This window comes from Streptomyces sp. LS-MS-L19, assembly GCF_058382285.1.
The window spans coordinates 395,643-413,613 of sequence record NZ_JBYCLL010000001.1 but is presented as its reverse complement, the minus strand read 5'-3'; the positions used below and the strand labels follow the sequence as shown (position 1 = coordinate 413,613).

Sequence of the window (17,971 nt, the reverse complement as noted above, 5' to 3'; positions counted from 1 at the left end):
CAAATCCCGTGCGGTGATCTCCGCGCGTGGGCAGAATGCTCGCCATGATCAACGGACCGCGCACCTTCCACGACCGGCTCGTCGCACAGCCGCGTCCGACCGACCTGGCCCTGGCCCCGGACGGCACCCGTCTGATCCTTTCCGTGCAGGCCCTCGACGAGACGGGATCCCGGTACACGTCCGAGCTGTGGGAGGTGGATCCGGCGGGCGAGAAGGCCCCGCGCCGGGTGCCCGGCTCCCGACAGGGCGACTCCGCCCCCGCGTTCAGCGCCGACGGCACCCTGCTGTTCCTCGCGGACCGCGGCTCCGGCGAGTCCGGCGAAGAGCCGGGACCGTCCGTCTGGTCGCTCCCCGAGCGCGGTGAGGCCGAGCCCATCGCCCGGCACCCGGGCGGGACAACGGCGTTCACCGCCGCCGCCCGTGCCGACGCGCTCGCCTGGACGGCCGCTCTGCTGCCCGGCGCCGAGGACGCCCGCACCCACGCGGAGCTCCTGGGGCGGCGGCGCCGGGGTGGTGTCAGCGCCGTGCTGTACGAACTGGCCCCGGGCGATGACGGTGGGGAGCTGGGCCCCGCCGAACCCCACACCTTCGTCCGCGCCCGGGATGCCGAGCCGGTCGACGCGGGCGGCCAGGGCCTCGAAGGCGCCGGGGACGTGGCCCTCTCGCCCGACGGAACCCTGGTCGCCTACACCCGTTCGCCCACCGTGGCCGCTCCCGACACGAACACCGTGGTGATGGCCGACGCACGCACCGGTGTGCTGCGCCGGACGCTCTCCCGCCCCGGCCACCAGTACTACAGCCCCGTGTTCACCGCCGACGGCACGAGCCTGGTCTGCGAACGCCAGCAGGAGGAGACGTACGACTCCGAGTGGCAGGTCACCCTCGTCGCCGTCGACCCCGTGTCCGGCGAAGAGACCGACCTCCTGCCGGACTTCGAGAACTGGCCGTGGCCGGGAAGGGCGGTCTGCTCACCGGTCCCCGGGGACACCACGCTGTGGTTCACCGGCGACGAGCAGGGCCACCGCCCGGTCTTCCGCCGCGACCCGGACGGCACGGTCACCCGCCTGACCGCCTCCGGCGCCTACACCTCCCTCTGCGTGACGCCCGACGGCTCCACCCTCTACGCGCTGCACAGCGCCTTCGACCGCTCCCCCCACGTGGTCCGGCTGGACGCGGCCAAGGCCGACCAGCACCCCGCACCCCTGAGAACACCGGGAGGCGACCTGGGCCCCCTCCCCGGCACGCTCACCGAGGTGCGCACGACCGGCGACGACGGCTTCCCCCTGCGCGGCTGGCTCGTCCTGCCCGAGCAGGCCGCGGCCGAACACCCGGCACCGCTCCTCGTCATGCCCCACGGCGGACCCCAGGGGTCCTGGAGCGACTGGCCCTGGCTCTGGAACCCGTGGCCGTTCGCCGCCCGGGGCTACGCCGTGCTGCTGCCCGATCCGGCCCTGTCCTCCGGGTACGGGCAGCGCATGCAGGAACGCGGACGCGGCGAGTACGGCGGCCGGCCGTACCGCGATGTCCTCGCGCTCACCGACGCCGCACTGGCCCGCGCCGACCTCGACCCGACCCGGACGGCCCTCGCCGGCTGGTCCTACGGCGGCTACCTCGCCAACCGGGCCGCCACCCGCACCGACCGCTTCAGGGCTCTGGTCTCCCACGGCGGGCTGTGGAACCTGGAGTCCTTCCAGGGCGGCACCGACATGCACGCGTACTTCCGGAAGATCTTCGGTGACCCGCGCGTCCGCCGCGAACGCTACGACGCCGACTCGCCCCACCTCGACGCGGCGAAGCTGACGACTCCGATGCTGGTCGTGCACGGCGGCGCGGACACCCGGGTCCCCGAGGCGCAGTCCCGGGAGCTTCTCCACGACCTCCGGCGCCAGGGCGTGCCCACCGGGTTCCTGTACTTCCCCGACGAGTCACACGGCGTGGAAGCCCCGAACCACCTGGGTCTCCTCTACGAGACGGTCCTCGCCTTCCTGGACCACCACGTCCTGGGCGAGGAGTGGAGGCGCCCGGAGCTCCTGTGACGGCGGCTCAGCGGGTGGGGATCCCCAGGTCGGCGGCGACCGAGTCGGCGCGCACGAACACGGACACCGGGTACTGCTCGTCGCAGTACTTGTTGCCGCTCGACACGATCCCCACGACCTTGCCGCCGCTGATCAGCGGACCGCCGGAGTCGCCGGGGCAGATGCTGTCGCTGGTCCCGGGGCGCGGCAGGCCGCACAGCATCGCGGCGGGGTCGGTCTCCGGATCGGTGTAGGGCCGGCAGTCGGCGACGGGGGAGATGACCAGCCTGGCCTGCTTGAGCCGGGTGGCCTGCTCGCCGGGGCCGGTGCGTCCCCAGCCGACCACGGTGGCCGTCCGGCCCGCGGCGACCAGCTTGCCGTCCTTGGGCCCGGCCACCGGGATGGTCCGGTACGGCATCGGCCGGTCCAGGGTGAGCACGGCGGCGTCGTGGGCGTAACCGGGCGCGCCGTACCGCGAGTCCAGCCGGTAGGAGGTGACCTCCCGCACGGTGCCGTCCACGTGGGTGCGGCCGCCGATGACCCGTAGCGTGGACACGTCACCGGCGCTCTCCACGCAGTGGCCGGCGGTGAGCACCTTGGTGGGCGCGATCAGCGTGCCCCCGCAGAACTGGCTGCCGTTGTACTCGATCAGCATGGCGTACGGCCGGGCCTTGGTGCTGGCGGGACCGCCGCCCTTGATCGCGGAGGCGGGAGCGGCGGTGGACCAGAGCGCGGCCGCGGCGAGCACGGCGGTGGTGACGACGGCGGCGGCCCGGGAGCCGGGACGAGCGGATCTGCCGGAGCGTGCGGTCATTTCGGTTTCCCCCTGAACTGCGTGGCGCGGGGCGCGACTTGGCCCCGCTCGGTGTGGTCGGTGGGGAGGACGAGCCGGGGGAGCGGGTTGGTTTCACACGGCACGTGATTTCTGCTGCGTCCCGGTGGCGTCCGCCTGTGCCGCCACGCCGCCGCAGGTCAGGCGCGTCGCAACCGCAGTGTGAGGATCTGGAACGGCCGTAGCGTCAACCGGACACCACCCTCCGTCTGCCGGTGGCTCGACGGATCGTCCAGAGGGCGTTCCAGCAGGTCCGTCGCCACGGCGGAGGCCAGCGGGAACCCGGTGCGCAGTGTCGCCCGCGCCCGGGTCCCGCGGGACTCGTAGAGCCGTACGACCACGTCCCCGCTGCGGTCGTCGGCGAGCTTGACCGCCTCCACGACCACGCCCTCGTGGTCGACCGAGACCAGCGGGGCGACCGTCGCACTGCCCGGCACCGCCCGTTCCGGCAAGTTGAAGCGGTATCCCTCGCGCCGCGCGTCGCTGACGTCGGCGCCGACCAGCAGGGCGTAGCCGAGCCGGTGGGTGCCCTGGTCCTGGTCGGGGTCGGGGAAGCGGGCGGCGCGCAGCAGGGACAGGCGGACCGTGGTGGTCGTTCCGCCGTCGGCGCGGACGTCGCGGGTGACGTCGTGCCCGTAGGAGGAGTCGTTGACCAGGGCGGCTCCCCAGTCGGGCTCGCCGACGTGCAGGAAGCGGTGCGCGCAGGTCTCGAACTTGGCCGCGTCCCAGCTGGTGTTGGTGTGGGTGGGCCGCTCGACATGGCCGAAGGGGATCTCGGCGGTCGAGTGGGCGGCCCGCACGTCCAGCGGGAAGGCCGCCTTGAGGAACTTCTCCCGCTCGTGCCAGTCGACGACGGTGTCGATGACCAGCGCACGGGACCCGGCCGGCAGCGTCAGCGTCTGCTCGATCCTCGACGCCCCGAAGACCCGGACCACGCGCACACCGTCGGCGCCCGCCGTGACCGACTCGGCGTCGGTGAGGTCGCGGACCGTGTTGCGGTAGAAGACGTCGACGTCCCAGGCGTCCCACTGGTTCGGGAAGTCCTGGTGCAGCTGGAGCAGGTTGCCGACCGCTCCGGGGGCCAGCGCCTCCCGGCCGGCCGTGTGGTCGTAGGCGGAGGTGATCAGTCCGCCGGCGTCCACCACGACGCGGACCAGTCCGTTGTCGAGGACGAGCCCGTCGCCGTCGGGCCGCGCGGGCGTGGGCTGGTGGGCCGTCTCGGGGCGTGGGCTCGCCCCGAAGGCCGCGACACCGGCCCGGGCGTGCGGCGCCGCGTTGAAGACGACCGTGCCCTCGGGCTCCCCGGCCAGCACCTCCTGGGCTGACCCGATCAGCTCCTCCAGTTCCCGGGCCACCGCCCCGTACGTCTCCTCCGCCTCCCGGTGCACCCAGGCGATCGACGTCCCGGGCAGGATGTCGTGGAACTGGTGCAGCAGCACCGTCTTCCACAGCCGGTCCAGGGCGTCGTACGGATAGGGATGCCCGTGCCGTACGGCGGCGGTCGCGGCCCACAACTCCGCCTCGCGCAGCAGGTGTTCGCTGCGCCGGTTGCCCTGCTTGGTGGCGAGCTGGCTGGTGAGGGTGCCGCGGTGGAGCTCCAGGTACAGCTCCCCGGACCACACCGGAGCGCCGCCGTTCGCCTCGTACTCGTCGTGCGCGCGCCGGAAGAACTCGGCCGGGCCCTCCAAGGCGACGCGGGGTGAGCCCTCCAGGTCCCTGAACCGGTCGGCGCGCGCGAGCATCTCGCGGGTGGGGCCGCCACCGCCGTCGCCGTAGCCGAAGGGGATCAGCGAGTGGTTGGAGCCGGACTTGTCCTGGAAGTTCCGTACGCTGTGGGCGACTTCGGCGCCGGACAGCTCACCGTTGTAGCTGTCGACGGGCGGGAAGTGGCTGAAGATCCGGGTGCCGTCGATGCCCTCCCACCAGAACGTGTGGTGGGGGAACTTGTTGGTGGTGTTCCAGGAGATCTTCTGCGTCAGGAACCACTTCACCCCGGCCAGCTTCATCAGCTGCGGCAGGGCCGCGTTGTAGCCGAAGGTGTCCGGCAGCCACATCTCCTCGGTCTCGACGCCGAACTCCTCCAGGAAGAACCGCTTCCCGTGCACGAACTGGCGCACCAGGGCCTCGCCGCCGCTGATGTTGGTGTCGGGCTCCACCCACAGGCTGCCGGCCGGCAGGAACTGTCCGGTCTTCGCCTTCTCCCGCGCCCGCGCGTACACCTCGGGCCGGTGCTCCTTCAGCCAGGCGAGCTGCTGCGCCTGGGACATCACGAACCTGAACTCCGGGTGGTCGTCCATGAGATGGGTGACGTTGGAGACCGTCCGGGCCACCTTGCGCACGGTCTCGCGCAGCGGCCACAGCCAGGCGGTGTCGATGTGGGCGTGTCCGACCGCGGAGATCCGGTGCGCACTCGCGTGCGCGGGGGAGGCCAGCACGGGAGCCAGGGCGGCGCGTGCGGCTCGCGCGCTGCCGCTGACGTCCTGCAGGTCGACGGCGTCCAGGGCGAGTTCGACCGCTCTCAGGATCTGCCACCGGCGCGGGGAGTCGGGGGACAGCTCCGGCATGAGCTGGCGCAGCACCTCCAGGTCCTGGACGAGTTCGTGCACCTCCCGGTCGAACACCGCGAGGTCCAGACGCCGCAGCCGGTAGAGCGGCTCCCCGGGGTCCACGGCCGGGTCGCCCAGCCAGGGTGCCCGGCCGCCCACCGACGTGGGCCCGAAGGTCAGCTCGCCCGGAGCGGTGTGCATGACGACCGGGTTGGCGGCGGCCTCGATGTGCACCGTGAACTCCGCGCCCCCCACCGCCCGTTCGGCCACGGGCAGCCAGGTGTTGCGCGGGTTGAGCGCCTTCACGGCCGTGCCGTCGGGCCGGTAGACCAGCCCCTCGGCGGAGAAGCCCGCCGAGTGGGTCGCGAACCCGAGATCCAGGACCGCCTCGACCGTCTCGCCCGCCCACTCGGCCGGGATCGTGCCGCTGACCTTGAACCAGCTCGTCGACCAGGCGGGCCCCCACCGGTCGCCGACCCGGGCCGGCCGGTAGGGAGCGGCCAGCCCCTCGGGGACCGGCACCGGCTCACCGGCGACGCTCCACACCGCCACGTCGAGGGGGACGGACCGGGCGTGGACGGCGGGCCGTACGCGCTCGTCGAGCACTCGTGCGAGCCGCTGTTCGGTGAGGTCACGGTCGTTGTGCATCAGATCTCCGTACAGGTGGGGGGAGTCAGCCCTTGAGCGCGCCGCCGAGCGCGAAGCCGCCGCCGAGCCTGCGGGCCAGCAGCAGATAGAGCAGGACGACGGGCATCGAGTAGAGGAGGGAGAACGCCGACAACTGCCCGTACTGCGTCTGGTCGTGGGCGCTGAGGAAGGTGAACACGCTGACGGAGGCGGGGAGTTTCTCCGGCGACAGCAGCAGGATGAAGGGGACGAAGAAGTTCCCCCACATGCCGATGAACGTGAAGATGGTGACCACCATGACGCCGGGCCGCATCAGCGGCAGCACCACCCGCCACAGCACCTGCAGGGTGTTGGCGCCGTCGATGCGGGCGGCCTCCTCCAGGACGATCGGGACACCGTCCATGAAGTTCTTCATCAGCCAGATCCCGAACGGCAGCGCGGACGCGGCCAGGAACAGGGTCGTGCCCGGCATCGAGTCGATCAGGTTCAGCTGCACGAACATGCTGTAGACGGGGATCATCACGGCCGTGATCGGCAGGCCCGTGGAGAACAGGATCGTGTAGAGGAACGGCCGCCGCACCCGCGACCGGTAGCGGGACAGCGGGTAGGCGCACAGCACCGACGCCACCACGGTCACCGCCGTGCCGAAGCCGCACAGCAGCAGGCTGTTGAGCATCGGCCGGTAGGTGGTGTCGACGTCGAGGACCGCGTCGAAGTTGTCGAGGGTGAGCGCCGAAGGCCACTTCAGCCGGAAGGAGTTGGTGCGGCTCACCGAGGCGAGCAGCATCCACAGCAACGGCAGGACGTACAGCACGGACACGGCGAGCAGGACGAGGTTGACGGTGAGGCGCCCGGGGCGGACGCGGCGCCCCCGTGGGGAACTCGGCGCGACGGAAACTTTGTCCACGGTCCTCGCGGGCGGGGTGGCGACGGCGGCCATCAGTCGTCCTCCAGTTTCAGCAGCCGGATGTACACGACGGAGAACAGGGCGCCGACCACCAGCAGGACGAGCGCGATGGCGGTGCCGTAGCCGATCAGGCTGTTCTGGAAGGCCTGTTGGTACATGAAGATCGGCAGCGTCTCGCTCTTGTTGCCCGGGCCGCCGCGCGTCATGGTGTAGATCAGCCCGAAGACGGACAGCGTCTGGAGCGTGATCAGCATCAGGTTCGTCAGGATCGACGGCCTGATGACCGGCAGGACGACCCGCCACAGCCGCTGCCAGGGCCCCGCCCCGTCCATCTCGGCGGCCTCCACCAGCTCCTGGGGCACGTCGTTGATCGCCGCGGTGAAGACCATCAGCGAGAACGCCGTGCCGCGCCACACGTTGGCCAGGCACACCGCGAGGATCGGCATCGTGTACAGCCAGTTCTGGTCCGGCAGGTGCAGCGCGTCCAGCAGCGAGTTGAGCGAGCCCTGGTTGTAGAAGAAGGCGTACATCAGATAGCCGGCGACCACCTCGGGCAGCACCCACGCGGCGATCACCACCCCGTTGACCAGGGCCCTGACCGGCCTGGTCGCCTTCTGCATCAGGACCGCCAGTGCCAGCCCGAGGGTGTTCTGGCCGACCACCGCTGAGCCGACCACGAACACGAGCGTGAGCCACATCGCGTTGAGGAAGTCGGTGTCCTTCAGCGCCCGGGTGAAGTTGTCGAAGCCCACGAAGCGCGTGCCGGAGGCCCCGGTGAGCTGCATGTCGGTGAACGCGTAGTACACGCAGTACGCGATGGGCCCGGCCAGGAACACCACCAGCAGGACCACGGCCGGGACGGTCGGCAGACCCCGCAGCAGGGAGCGGACGGCGGGGGCGGGAGACAGGGCGGGCGCCCCGCGGGACCGGCGGTCACCGCCGGTCCCGCGGGGCGCCGGGGCGAGGGCGGTCACGAAGTGCCCTCCACGGTCTTGTCGTCGCCCACCGCCGCTTTGACATCGTTATCGAACGTCGAGGCGGCCTTGTCGACGGAGGCCTGACCGGTCGTCACGGACTCCATCGCCTTCTGGATCGCGGTCGAGACCTGGTTGTACTCGGGCAGGCCGGGCCGGTAGTGGGTGTCGGCGACCAGCTCGGTGAAGAACTTGTTGGTCGGCACCGAGTCCAGGTACGCCGGGTCGGAGGCGACGTCCGTGCGCACCGCGATGTTCGCGTTGGTCACGTTCCACTTCGCCGCGTTGGTCTTCGTCTGGAGCGTGGTCGACAGGAACTTCCAGGCCAGGTCGGGGTTCTTGGCCTTCGCCGGGATCGACCAGGCCCAGCCGCCCGACATGCTGGTACGGCCCGGTGCCTGACCGTTCTGCGTCGGCATGGCGGCGGTGCCCATCACCGACTGCCACTCCTTCCACGGCTTGGCCGCGGCCGAACTCCAGTTGTTGGGCATCCAGGAGCCGTCTATGTCGATCGCCAGCTTGCCCTCGGGGATGAGCTCGGTGCCCACGGTGGTCCCGAAGTTGGCGCCCAGCGCCTGCTCCTTCGACGGGCCGAGACCCTCGCTGTACACGGTGTGCACGAAGTCCAGCGAGTCCTTGAAGCCCGGGCTGCCCACCACCCACTTCTTCTGCGAGGCGTCGTAGAGCGACTTGTCGCCGGCCGGGGTGCCGTACAGGAGCATCTCGAAGCCCTGCATGGAGGACGCCTCGCCGCCGGCCTGACCGGTGTAGAGGTTCAGCGGGGTGACGCCGGGCAGCTTCGCCTTGATCTTCTTGGCGGCGGCGATCACGTCGGCCCAGGTCTTCGGCTGCCAGGGCACGGCGATCCCGGCCTTCTGGAGGAGCTGCTTGTTGTACCAGATCCCGCGTGTGTCGGTGTCGTCCGGGACCGCGTAGGTCTTTCCGTCCGAGGCGCCGGTCACCGCGCCCTTGGCCGCCTTGGCGTATTGCGACCAGTCCGCCCACTTCGCGGTGTAGGCGTCCAGCGGCTTGAGGTAACCGCCCGCGATGTCCGAGTTGATCAGGGCGGTGTCCTCGTAGACCAGGTCGGGCGCGGTCGCGGGGGAGCGCATCATCAGCTGGAGCTTGGTGTAGTAGTCGTTCTCGGAGGCGACCACCGGGACGAGGGTCACCTTGGTGCCCGGGTTGGCCTTGGTGAACTCCTTCACCATCGAGGCGAGGAAGTTTGCCTGGAGCTTGTTGGCGCTGTCCAGGTTCTGCCAGTAGACGACCTTGACGGACTTGGCCGAGCTCCCTGACGAGCCCGAACCGCAGCCGGTGACGGCCAGGGCGGTGGCGGCGCTGAAGGCCGCGGCGGTGACGATTCTCGAGCGCACAGTGGTTCCTCCGGAACGCGAAACCTGAGGGAAAGCCGCGAGTTTTCTGGGGCCGGGAGGCCAGCCCGACAGCGCTCCACGCTCGGCGCCACCTTGCGCTGACTGGCCTGGATGGCCGGATTTTGTGGGCGTCAGCTAAATCCATTTGATGGATGAAGTCAATGCTTCGAGTATGTAAACTTTCGCCCTGGGGCGCCGCAGACGGCGGAGGTGAGGGGATCGGATGACCATGCTCAGCGGGACGAACCTGCCACGGGTCGGTGGCTACAACCAGGCCGTCGTCCTGGACGCCATCCGCACCACGGGCCAGGTGAGCAGGGTCGAGCTGGCCGCCCTCACCGGGCTGACCAACCAGACCGTCTCCAACGTCGTCCGCAAGCTCCTCGACGCCGGACTGGTCGCGGAGTCCGGCCAGGCCCCCTCCAGCGGCGGCAAGCGCCGCACCCTGCTGACCATCCGGGCCGAGGGCGCCTGCGCGGTCGGCGTCCACCTCGACCCCGACGCCGCCGTCATCGTGGTGGTCGACCTGGCCGGCGAGGTGATCGGCAGCCGCCGCCTCAGGCTCACCGACCCCGGCGACCCGGCCGACGTCGTGGACCGCGTCGCCCGCACCACCGGACGACTCCTCGACCGCAGCGCCGTGGACCGCACCCGCCTGCTGGGCCTCGGCATCGCCGCGCCCGGCCCGCTCGACGGCACCACGGGGGCGGTGGTCTCCCCACCGAACTTCCCCGGCTGGGGCCGCGTCCCCCTCGCCGACATGTTCGCCGAGGCCACCGGGCTGCCCGTCGCCCTCGACAACGACGCCACGGCCGCCGCGATCGGCGAGCGCTGGATCGGCGGCGCCGACCGGGCGGGCAGCTTCCTGTTCCTCTACCTCGGCACCGGCGTCGGCGCCGGGATCGTCCTCAACAACACCGTCCTGCACGGCGATTCGGGCAACGCGGGCGAGTTCGGCCACATGGCGGTGGAACCCGGCGACCGCGTCTGCCACTGCGGCGCGCTGGACTGCCTCGGCCCGTACGTCAGCCCGGCCGCGATCATCGACGACCTGCTCCGCCTGCACGGCCGGGCCGCCGGCGACCGCATCGGCCTCACCGGCACGCCCGACTCCGTGCACCACGACTGGAAGGCCCTGCGCCGAGCCGCCCGCGCGGGCGACACCGACGCCTGCGATGTCGTACGACGCGCCGCGCGCCGTATCGGCGAGGCCGCGCGCGGCGCCGCCAGCCTCCTCGACGTCAGCCGCGTCGTCCTCGGCGGCGAGGCCCTGCGCGGCATCGAACCGATCATCCGCGAGGAGGTCGAGGCCGCCGTCAACCGCACCTCCGTCGCCCGTACGATCCGCTCGGTGACTGTCGAGCAGAGCGTGATCGGCGAGACGGTGGGCGCGGTCGGGGCGGCGTCACTGGTGCTGCACGGGAACTACGCGCCGGGGTGGCGGATGCTGACGGACGTGACGGGCTGACGCAGGCCCGGGGGCGGACCCGGCGAGGGCGGCGGGCGCGCATGTAGTGCGTCGGCACCAGGTCGCGTGAGCGGGTGGTCCGGGCGCACCAGGGGAAGACGGCGACGCAGGACGATGTCCGGGCGGATGCCGGGAGGAAGGGTTGGAGGCGTGCGAATTCCGCACGTTCCCCCTTGCTACCGGTGTCTGGAGTGATCAACAGGTGGCTGCTTTTCTTTACCGGATCGGACGGTGGGCCTTCCGGCGGCGCCGGCTCGTGGGCGGTCTGTGGCTGGGAGCCGTGGTCCTTGCGATCGCGGCCGCGGCCCTGGCGCCGGCCGCGGAGGACGAGGACCTCTCCATGCCCGGCACCGAGTCGCAGAAGGCGTTCGACCTGCTCGATCAGCGCTTCCCGCAGGACAACGCGCAGGGCGCCGAGGCCCGTCTGGTGTTCCAGGCACCGGACGGGCAGCGGGTGACGGCCCAGCGGAACAAGGCGGCCGTCGACGGCGCGCTCGGCTCCCTCGACAACGGCCAGCAGGTCGCGTCGACCACCGACCCCTATGAGACCGGCGCCGTCAGCGAGGACGGCACCATCGCCTACTCCACGATCACCTACACCGCGGACGCCGTCGACCTGACCGCGCAGACGAAGACCGCGCTGGAGAACGCCGCGAGCCGGGCCCGGGACGCCGGACTGACGGTGGAGATCGGCGGCTCGGCCCTGGACGCGGAAGAGGCGATGGGCGGCACGACGGAACTCGTCGGCGTGGTGGTGGCGGCCGTCGTCCTGGTCCTCGCCCTCGGATCGCTGGTCGCGGCCGGACTGTCGCTGCTCACCGCCTTCGTGGGCGTGGCCGTCGCCTTCGGCCTGGTCTCCGCCCTGGCCGCACCGCTGGGGCTCACGTCCACCGTCGCCATCCTGACGCTGATGCTGGGCCTCGCGGTCGGCATCGACTACGCGCTCTTCATCACCTCCCGGTTCCGTGACGAGCGCGCCCGGGGCAGCGACCCGGAGGAGGCCGCGGGCCGCGCGGTGGGCACGGCCGGATCCGCCGTCGTCTTCGCCGGCGCGACCGTCTTCATCGCGCTGGTCGGACTCGGGGTCGTCGGAATCCCCGAACTCACCAGGATGGGCCTCGGGGGAGCGGGCGCCGTGGCCCTCGCCGTCCTCGTCGCACTGACCCTGGTGCCCGCCCTGTTCGGCTTCTTCGGCCGACGGGTGCTGTCCCGCGCCGTCCGCAGGACCCGCCCGGGAGGCACCGGCCAGGCAGCCGCAGCGGGCCGGCCCGGTCTCGGCACCCGCTGGGCGCGGTTCGTGCTGCGCCGCCCGGTCACCGTGCTCATGATCACCGGACTCGGTCTCGGCGCCGTCGCGCTTCCCGCGCTGAGCCTCGAACTCGGGCTGCCCGGCGACGAGTCCAAGTCGGTGGAGACCACCCAGCGCCGCGCCTACGACCTGCTGTCCGAAGGGTTCGGCCCCGGCTTCAACGGTCCGCTGACCGTGGTCGTCGACATGTCGGCGGCCCCGGACACCCGGTCCACCACCGACCTGGTGGTCAGGACGGTACGAACGGTCGACGGGATCGCGTCGGTCGGTGAGCCGGTGCTCAGCCGTACCAAGGACACCGCCGTGCTCACCGCCGTCCCGCGGACCGCGCCGAACAGCGGTGAGACCAAGGACCTGGTGCATACGCTCCGCGACACCGTCTCCGGCGTCGAGGCCGACACCGGTGCCGAGGTCCTGGTGACCGGCACCACCGCGATGAACATCGACATCTCCGAAGCCATGTCCGACGCCCTCGTGCCCTATCTGACCGTGGTCATCGGCCTGGCGGTGCTCCTGCTGACGGTGGTCTTCCGCTCGATCCTGGTCCCGGTCAAGGCCGCGCTCGGCTTCCTGCTGTCCGTGGGAGCCGCCTTCGGTGTCCTCGTCGCCGTCTTCCAGTGGGGCTGGGCGGCTGACCTGATCGGCATCGAACAGACCGGACCGGTCATGTCGCTCATGCCGATCCTCATCATCGGCATCGTCTTCGGGCTCGCCATGGACTACGAGGTCTTCCTGGTCAGCCGGATGCGCGAGGCCCACGTCCACGGCGCGTCCCCCGGCGAGGCGATCGTCAGCGGCTTCCGGCACAGCGGACGCGTGGTGGCCGCCGCGGCGATCATCATGACGAGCGTGTTCGCCGGATTCATCGGCATGAGCAACCCGACCATCCAGACCATGGGCGTCGGCCTGGCCGCCGCCGTCGCCTTCGACGCCTTCGTGGTCCGGATGGCGATCGCCCCCGCGGTCCTGGCACTGCTCGGCCGCCGGGTCTGGTGGCTGCCCCGTATCCTCGACCGTGTGCTGCCGAACGTGGACATCGAGGGTGAGGCACTGACCGGTCATGTCCCGGGCCCCGCAACCGAGTTGGGCACTCCGGTACGACAGCTGCCGGTCGGCCGGGACTGAGCCGGCCATGACGGGGACGAGGAGCGGCGCCCCGCGACCACGCGACACGTGGTGGCGGGAGGGAGCGATCACGGCGGCGGCGTTCGCGCTGTGGCTCCTCGGCGGCATGGTCCAGGACGACGGCAGCAGGCTCTCGGCGCCGCCTGCCGCCGCCTACCTCCTCGCCCTGGTGACCTGTGCCGTGCTGCCGCTGCGGCACCGGGCGCCCCTCGCCGTCATGGCGGTCACGACGGTGGGAGCGGTCCTGGGGCCGCCCCTGGGCCTCCTGTTGAGCCCGCTCCTCGTGGCGCCCACGGTGATCGCCGCCTACTCCTACGCGCTCACAGCGCGCACCGAACGGCGGGCGGCGAGCGCGGTGCTGCTCATCTCCGCGGCGCTGCTGGTCGCCTCCACCCCGTTGCTCGGGGCCCTGTCGTGGCAGGACGCGAGCAGGGTGGGACTGGTCGCGGCGTTCCCGGTGGTGGCCGGCGTGCTGGGCCACTCGGCGCAGAACCGGCGGGCCTACCTCGCGGCCGTGGAGGAGCGGGCCCGGCGGGCGGAGGAGGGCAGGGACAGCGAGGCGCGCCGGAGGGTGGGCGAGGAGCGCGTGCGCATCGCCCGGGAACTGCACGACCTGGTGGCCCATCAGATCACCCTGGCCAACGCGCAGGCCACGGTCGCCGCCCACCTCTTCGACAGCCGCCCGGAGCAGACCCGCAAGAGCCTCAAGGAGCTCGTGGAGACCACCGCCGACGCGCTCGACGACCTGCGGGCCACGGTCGGTCTCCTACGGCAGTCCGGGGACGCGGCCGCGCCCGCCGAACCGGCACCCGGGCTGGCCCGGCTCCCCACGCTCCTGGAGTCCTTCCACCGCGCGGGTCTGGAGGTGTCGGTGCACGAGGAGGGCACGGCCCGGCCGCTGCCACCGGGAGTGGACCTGACCGCCTACCGCATCGTCCAGGAGGCCCTGACCAACGTGACCAAGCACGCCGGCACCGGCAGTGCCCATGTGCGACTCGTCTGGAACCGCGACCGCTTGACGGTCACCGTCGCGGACGACGGAGGAACTGCCGGCAAGTCCGCCACCGCGTCCACGGCGCCCACCGCGTCGCGCGGAGCCACGGCCGCCGACCGCCCGCCCGGCTACGGTCTGATCGGCATGCGGGAACGTGCCCTCGCCGTCGGCGGCCGGCTCTCCGCGGGCAGGCGCCCCGAGGGCGGCTTCCTCGTCTCCACCGAGCTTCCCCTCCCACCCGCCAAGGACCCGCTGTGACACTGCGCGTGCTGCTCGCCGACGACCAGGCCCTGCTCCGCGGCGCCTTCCGGCTGCTGCTGGACTCCGCCGACGACATCACCGTGGTCGGTGAGGCGGCCGACGGCAGGGAGGCCGTGCGGCTCACCCGGGAACTGCGCCCCGACGTGGTGGTCATGGACATCCGGATGCCCGAGGTGGACGGCCTCACCGCCACGGCGGAGATCTGCGCGGACCCGGAACTGCGGGCCAGCCGCATCCTGATCCTCACCACCTACGAGACCGACGAGTACGTCGCCCAGGCGCTGCGCGCGGGAGCCGGGGGCTTCATCGGCAAGGGCATCGGGGCCGAGGACCTGCTGCACGCCGTGCGGACGATCGCCGACGGCGACACCCTTCTGTCGCCCGCCGCGACCCGCTCCCTGGTCGCCCGCTTCCTTGCCACACCGGAGGAGGCGCCCTCCCAGGACCCCGAGCGGCTCGACGCACTCACCCCGCGCGAACGCGAGATGGTGGCCCTGGTCGCGACCGGCCTGTCCAACCAGGAGATCGCCGAGCGGATGTTCCTCAGCCCCTTCACCGTCCGCGCCCATGTGCAGCGCGCCATGACGAAGCTGGGCGCCCGCGACCGGGCGCAACTCGTCGTCATCGCCTACCGGACGGGCCTGGCCCGCACCGGCCCCGACGGCGCGCCGTAGGACCGACAGGGGCGTGCGGGCCGCCGCGGTTCTCAGGTCAGGTTCAGGCCGCCGTCGAGGACGATGACCTCGCCGGTCAGATAGCCGCTGCCGATCACCGACGCCACCAGGTCGGCCACGTCGGCAGGCTGGGCCGGGCGGTGCATCGGGGCGCGGTCGCGCCACAGCTCGTGCGCCTCGGCCCAGTCCTTCGTCATCGGCGTGTCCACCAGGCCGGGGGCCACCGCGTTCACCCGGACCTCGGGCCCGAGCGCGGCCGCGAGCAGCCGGGTCACGTGGTTCAGCGCCGCCTTGCTCGCCGCGTACGGCACCGAGGACCCCCTGGGCCGTACGCCGGCGTGGCTGGTGACGTTGACGACGCAGCCACCGCCGGGGGACCGCCGTAGCGCCGGAAGGGCCGCCGTGCACAGCACCCAGGGCGCGATGAGGTTGACCTCCAGCAGCTGCCGCCAGTCCGCCGGGGTCGCCGCCGCGAGATCCGCGTGCGGGATCGGCCGGCTGATGCCCGCGTTGTTCACCAGCACGTCCAGCCGCCCGAGCCGGCCGAGTACCGTCTCGACCAGCCCGCGGGCCTCCTCCTCCACCCCCAGGTCCGCCTGGACGTAGGTCCCGCCGAGCTCCGCGGCCAGCGCCCGACCGGCCTCGACGCTGCGCCGCGAGTGCACGACGACCCGCGTCCCGTCCGCCGCGAGGCGCCGTACGACGGCCTCCCCGATGCCGGACGTGGACCCGGTGACCAGGGCGACGGGCCGGTCCCGATCTTCGATGCTCATACGGTGGATCGTGTCACGGCTTGATGCCCACCCCGGCCCACGCGCTGACCTCGGCGTCCGTCGGCTCCGCGGCCGTGCCCTGCGGGTCGTCCGGGCGCCAGCGGTGGGTGAGGGAGATGCCCGGGTCGAGCAGGTCGAGGCCCGTGAAGAAGCGGGCCACCTCCTGCTTGCTGCGCACTTGGGCCCGGGTGCCCGCGGCCGCGTAGATGCCGACGAGCTTCTCCCACAGCTCCGGGGCGAAGTCGCCCGTGCAGTGGCTGACGGCCAGCGCGCTGCCCGAGGGCAGGGCGTCCAGGAGGCGGGAGACGGTGCCGTACGGGTCCCAGTCGTCCGGCACGAAGTGCAGGATGGCGTTGAGGGACAGGGCGACCGGACGGTTCAGGTCCAGGGTCTTGGCCAGCTCGGGGGAGTTGAGGATGGCCTCGGGGTCGGTGAAGTCGCCCTGGACGTACGCCGTGCGGCCCTCGGGCGTGTTGCGCATCAGGCGCTCGGCGTACTTGAGGACCAGCGGGTCGTTGTCGGCGTAGACGACCCGCGCCTCGGGTGCCACGGACTGCGCGACCTGGTGCAGGTTCGGCTCGGTGGGGATGCCGGTGCCGATGTCCAGCCACTGGCGCACGCCGTACTCCCGGGCGAGGACACGGGTGGCGCGGTGCATGAAGGAGCGGATCTCGCGGGCGCACGTGAAGATGCCGGGGTAGGTGGCCGCGACGGTCTCGGCCGCCTTCGTGTCGACGTCGAAGTGGTCCTTGCCGCCGAGGTAGTAGTCGTACATCCGGGCGGAGTGCGGCCGGCTGGTGTCGATCTCCCGTGCGGCGTGCGAGTCGTTCATCCTGTCCCTTTCAGGTGGTGTGCGTGGGGGTGTCGGGCAGGTCGCTGCCGGGGCAGGTCCGGCTCGGGTCGTGGGTCGGTCGGCCGTCGGACGGTCGACCAGGGGGCCGGGGTCAGCCGGCTGTCAGATGGTCGGCGAGGCCCCGCTTGACGCCCGCGACGAACGCGGCGATCTCCTGCGGGGTGTAGATCAGCGCGGGTCCGGCCGGATCGGTCGACTGCCGCAGCGCCACCCGGCCGTCGGCCAGGAGCTTGGTCTGCACGCACTGGCCGCCGTTGGGACCGCTCCACGGCGACTCCCAGCCCTGCTCACCGAGTTCGGTGGCCGGCATCCCGTTGTAGACGTGACAGTCGGTGCTGGTCATGAGTACTCCTTGCGCATGCGGTTCAGGAGCGCCCTGCTGTCCGCGTCCGAGGTCAGCAGGGACATGCGGTTGTGCGCCTCCAGGTGCGCCGCCACGTCCGCGCGCTGGTCCAGGTACATCGCGCCGGAGAGGACCTCGGTGTAGACGATGTCCGGCAGCTCCGGTTCCTCGAAGCGGAAGTACGTGAACGGGGCACACGCGCCCACGTGGGCGCCGGCGGTGAACGGCACCACGTCGACGCTGACGTGCTCCAGCTCCGCGACCTCCAGGAGCCGTTCGATCTGCTCCCGCATGACCTCGGGGCCGCCGACCACCCGGTGCAGTACGGCCTCTTCCATCACCACCCACAGCGTGGGCGCGTCGGGTCTCTCCAGCAGGCTCTGGCGGCGCAACCGCAGGTCCACGCGCCGGCCCAGGTCGTCGTCGGCCTCGTTCGGGAAGCCGCCGCGCAGCACTCCGCGCGCGTACGCGTGGGTCTGCAACAGCCCTGTCACGTAGTGCGGCTCGTAGGTGCGCAGGGTCCTCGCCCCGGCCTCCAGACTGACGTAGGCGCTGAACCAGTTCGGGAGCACGTCCCGGTAGGTGTGCCACCAGCCGGGCTCGTTGGCCCGCTCGGCGAGCACGACGAACTCGTCGATCTCCTGCCGCTCGGCCCCGTAGGTCTCCAGCAGCTTCTCCACGTACAGCGGCTTGAGCGCGACCTCCGCCTTCTCCAGACGGCGGATGGTGAGCGAGGTCACCCTGAGCGCCTTGGCGGCGTCGTCCAGCGACCTGCCCGCGTCCTGCCGCCGCTCCTGGAGACGCCGGCCCAGGATCATGCGCAGAACGGTGGGGGCACTGGTGCCACCCGTGCCCGTACGGCCTTCGCTCACGTCCTGACCTCCTGAGGGGCTG

The 17,971-nt window shown here is 71.9% G+C and carries 14 protein-coding genes; 5 read left to right on the top strand and 9 right to left on the bottom strand.

The annotated features are described in order from the left end of the window. Nucleotides 1–44 precede the first annotated feature (44 nt). Nucleotides 45–2,036: a S9 family peptidase gene (locus tag AC2XR2_RS01800; protein WP_491514032.1), complete on the top strand. Its 1,992-nt coding sequence runs from the start codon at nucleotides 45–47 to the stop codon at nucleotides 2,034–2,036. A gap of 7 nt (nucleotides 2,037–2,043) precedes the next feature. Here AC2XR2_RS01800 and AC2XR2_RS01795 read toward each other — a convergent pair whose 3' ends face one another. The 5 genes from AC2XR2_RS01795 to AC2XR2_RS01775 form a co-directional block, all read right to left on the bottom strand. After that, nucleotides 2,044–2,829: a S1 family peptidase gene (locus AC2XR2_RS01795; protein WP_491514031.1), complete on the bottom strand. Its 786-nt coding sequence runs from the start codon at nucleotides 2,827–2,829 to the stop codon at nucleotides 2,044–2,046. 158 nt (nucleotides 2,830–2,987) lie between these two features. Continuing rightward, complete coding sequence (locus AC2XR2_RS01790) at nucleotides 2,988–6,041, bottom strand: alpha-mannosidase (protein WP_491514030.1); 3,054 nt, start codon at nucleotides 6,039–6,041, stop codon at nucleotides 2,988–2,990. A 25-nt stretch (nucleotides 6,042–6,066) separates the two neighbouring features. Continuing rightward, the gene (locus AC2XR2_RS01785) at nucleotides 6,067–6,960 is read right to left on the bottom strand and encodes a carbohydrate ABC transporter permease (protein ID WP_381308025.1); all 894 of its coding nucleotides are present in this window, start codon (nucleotides 6,958–6,960) and stop codon (nucleotides 6,067–6,069) included. Continuing rightward, nucleotides 6,960–7,901 (bottom strand): carbohydrate ABC transporter permease, encoded by a 942-nt coding sequence (locus tag AC2XR2_RS01780; protein WP_449352251.1) that lies wholly within the window; start codon nucleotides 7,899–7,901, stop codon nucleotides 6,960–6,962. The genes AC2XR2_RS01785 and AC2XR2_RS01780 overlap by 1 nt, the downstream gene beginning before the upstream one ends. Beyond that, nucleotides 7,898–9,277, bottom strand: a complete 1,380-nt coding sequence (locus tag AC2XR2_RS01775) for an extracellular solute-binding protein (RefSeq protein WP_381303468.1) — start codon at nucleotides 9,275–9,277, stop codon at nucleotides 7,898–7,900. The genes AC2XR2_RS01780 and AC2XR2_RS01775 overlap by 4 nt, the downstream gene beginning before the upstream one ends. Before the next feature lie 223 nt (nucleotides 9,278–9,500). Here AC2XR2_RS01775 and AC2XR2_RS01770 point away from each other — a divergent pair, with 223 nt between their 5' ends. The 4 genes from AC2XR2_RS01770 to AC2XR2_RS01755 all read left to right on the top strand — a co-directional run bounded on the left by AC2XR2_RS01770 (nucleotide 9,501) and on the right by AC2XR2_RS01755 (nucleotide 15,108). Continuing rightward, a complete protein-coding gene (locus AC2XR2_RS01770) occupies nucleotides 9,501–10,745 on the top strand; it encodes an ROK family transcriptional regulator (RefSeq protein WP_330269162.1) in 1,245 nt (414 codons plus the stop codon). Nucleotides 10,746–10,947: 202 nt separating this feature from the next. Then, on the top strand, nucleotides 10,948–13,179 hold the full coding sequence (locus tag AC2XR2_RS01765; RefSeq protein WP_491514029.1) for an MMPL family transporter: 2,232 nt from the start codon (nucleotides 10,948–10,950) through the stop codon (nucleotides 13,177–13,179). A gap of 7 nt (nucleotides 13,180–13,186) precedes the next feature. Next, nucleotides 13,187–14,431, top strand: coding sequence for a sensor histidine kinase (locus AC2XR2_RS01760; RefSeq protein WP_491514028.1), 1,245 nt, complete (start codon nucleotides 13,187–13,189; stop codon nucleotides 14,429–14,431). After that, nucleotides 14,428–15,108: a response regulator transcription factor gene (locus AC2XR2_RS01755; protein WP_381303462.1), complete on the top strand. Its 681-nt coding sequence runs from the start codon at nucleotides 14,428–14,430 to the stop codon at nucleotides 15,106–15,108. The genes AC2XR2_RS01760 and AC2XR2_RS01755 overlap by 4 nt, the downstream gene beginning before the upstream one ends. Nucleotides 15,109–15,140: 32 nt before the next feature. Here AC2XR2_RS01755 and AC2XR2_RS01750 read toward each other — a convergent pair whose 3' ends face one another. The 4 genes from AC2XR2_RS01750 to AC2XR2_RS01735 all read right to left on the bottom strand — a co-directional run bounded on the left by AC2XR2_RS01750 (nucleotide 15,141) and on the right by AC2XR2_RS01735 (nucleotide 17,949). Next, the gene (locus AC2XR2_RS01750) at nucleotides 15,141–15,881 is read right to left on the bottom strand and encodes an SDR family NAD(P)-dependent oxidoreductase (protein ID WP_491514027.1); all 741 of its coding nucleotides are present in this window, start codon (nucleotides 15,879–15,881) and stop codon (nucleotides 15,141–15,143) included. A gap of 13 nt (nucleotides 15,882–15,894) precedes the next feature. After that, nucleotides 15,895–16,713: an SAM-dependent methyltransferase gene (locus tag AC2XR2_RS01745; RefSeq protein WP_381303458.1), complete on the bottom strand. Its 819-nt coding sequence runs from the start codon at nucleotides 16,711–16,713 to the stop codon at nucleotides 15,895–15,897. 112 nt (nucleotides 16,714–16,825) lie between these two features. Next, the gene (locus tag AC2XR2_RS01740) at nucleotides 16,826–17,077 is read right to left on the bottom strand and encodes a DUF397 domain-containing protein (RefSeq protein WP_037708986.1); all 252 of its coding nucleotides are present in this window, start codon (nucleotides 17,075–17,077) and stop codon (nucleotides 16,826–16,828) included. Continuing rightward, nucleotides 17,074–17,949, bottom strand: coding sequence for a Sco1979 family transcriptional regulator (locus AC2XR2_RS01735; protein ID WP_381303456.1), 876 nt, complete (start codon nucleotides 17,947–17,949; stop codon nucleotides 17,074–17,076). The genes AC2XR2_RS01740 and AC2XR2_RS01735 overlap by 4 nt, the downstream gene beginning before the upstream one ends. Nucleotides 17,950–17,971 lie beyond the last annotated feature (22 nt).

Coding starts and splice junctions, on each gene's coding strand:
- AC2XR2_RS01800 (WP_491514032.1), top strand. CDS start 45: ATGATCAACGGACCGCGCACCTTCCACGACCGGCTCGTCGCACAGCCG.
- AC2XR2_RS01795 (WP_491514031.1), bottom strand. CDS start 2,829: ATGACCGCACGCTCCGGCAGATCCGCTCGTCCCGGCTCCCGGGCCGCC.
- AC2XR2_RS01790 (WP_491514030.1), bottom strand. CDS start 6,041: ATGCACAACGACCGTGACCTCACCGAACAGCGGCTCGCACGAGTGCTC.
- AC2XR2_RS01785 (WP_381308025.1), bottom strand. CDS start 6,960: ATGGCCGCCGTCGCCACCCCGCCCGCGAGGACCGTGGACAAAGTTTCC.
- AC2XR2_RS01770 (WP_330269162.1), top strand. CDS start 9,501: ATGACCATGCTCAGCGGGACGAACCTGCCACGGGTCGGTGGCTACAAC.
- AC2XR2_RS01760 (WP_491514028.1), top strand. CDS start 13,187: ATGACGGGGACGAGGAGCGGCGCCCCGCGACCACGCGACACGTGGTGG.
- AC2XR2_RS01750 (WP_491514027.1), bottom strand. CDS start 15,881: ATGAGCATCGAAGATCGGGACCGGCCCGTCGCCCTGGTCACCGGGTCC.
- AC2XR2_RS01745 (WP_381303458.1), bottom strand. CDS start 16,713: ATGAACGACTCGCACGCCGCACGGGAGATCGACACCAGCCGGCCGCAC.
- AC2XR2_RS01740 (WP_037708986.1), bottom strand. CDS start 17,077: ATGACCAGCACCGACTGTCACGTCTACAACGGGATGCCGGCCACCGAA.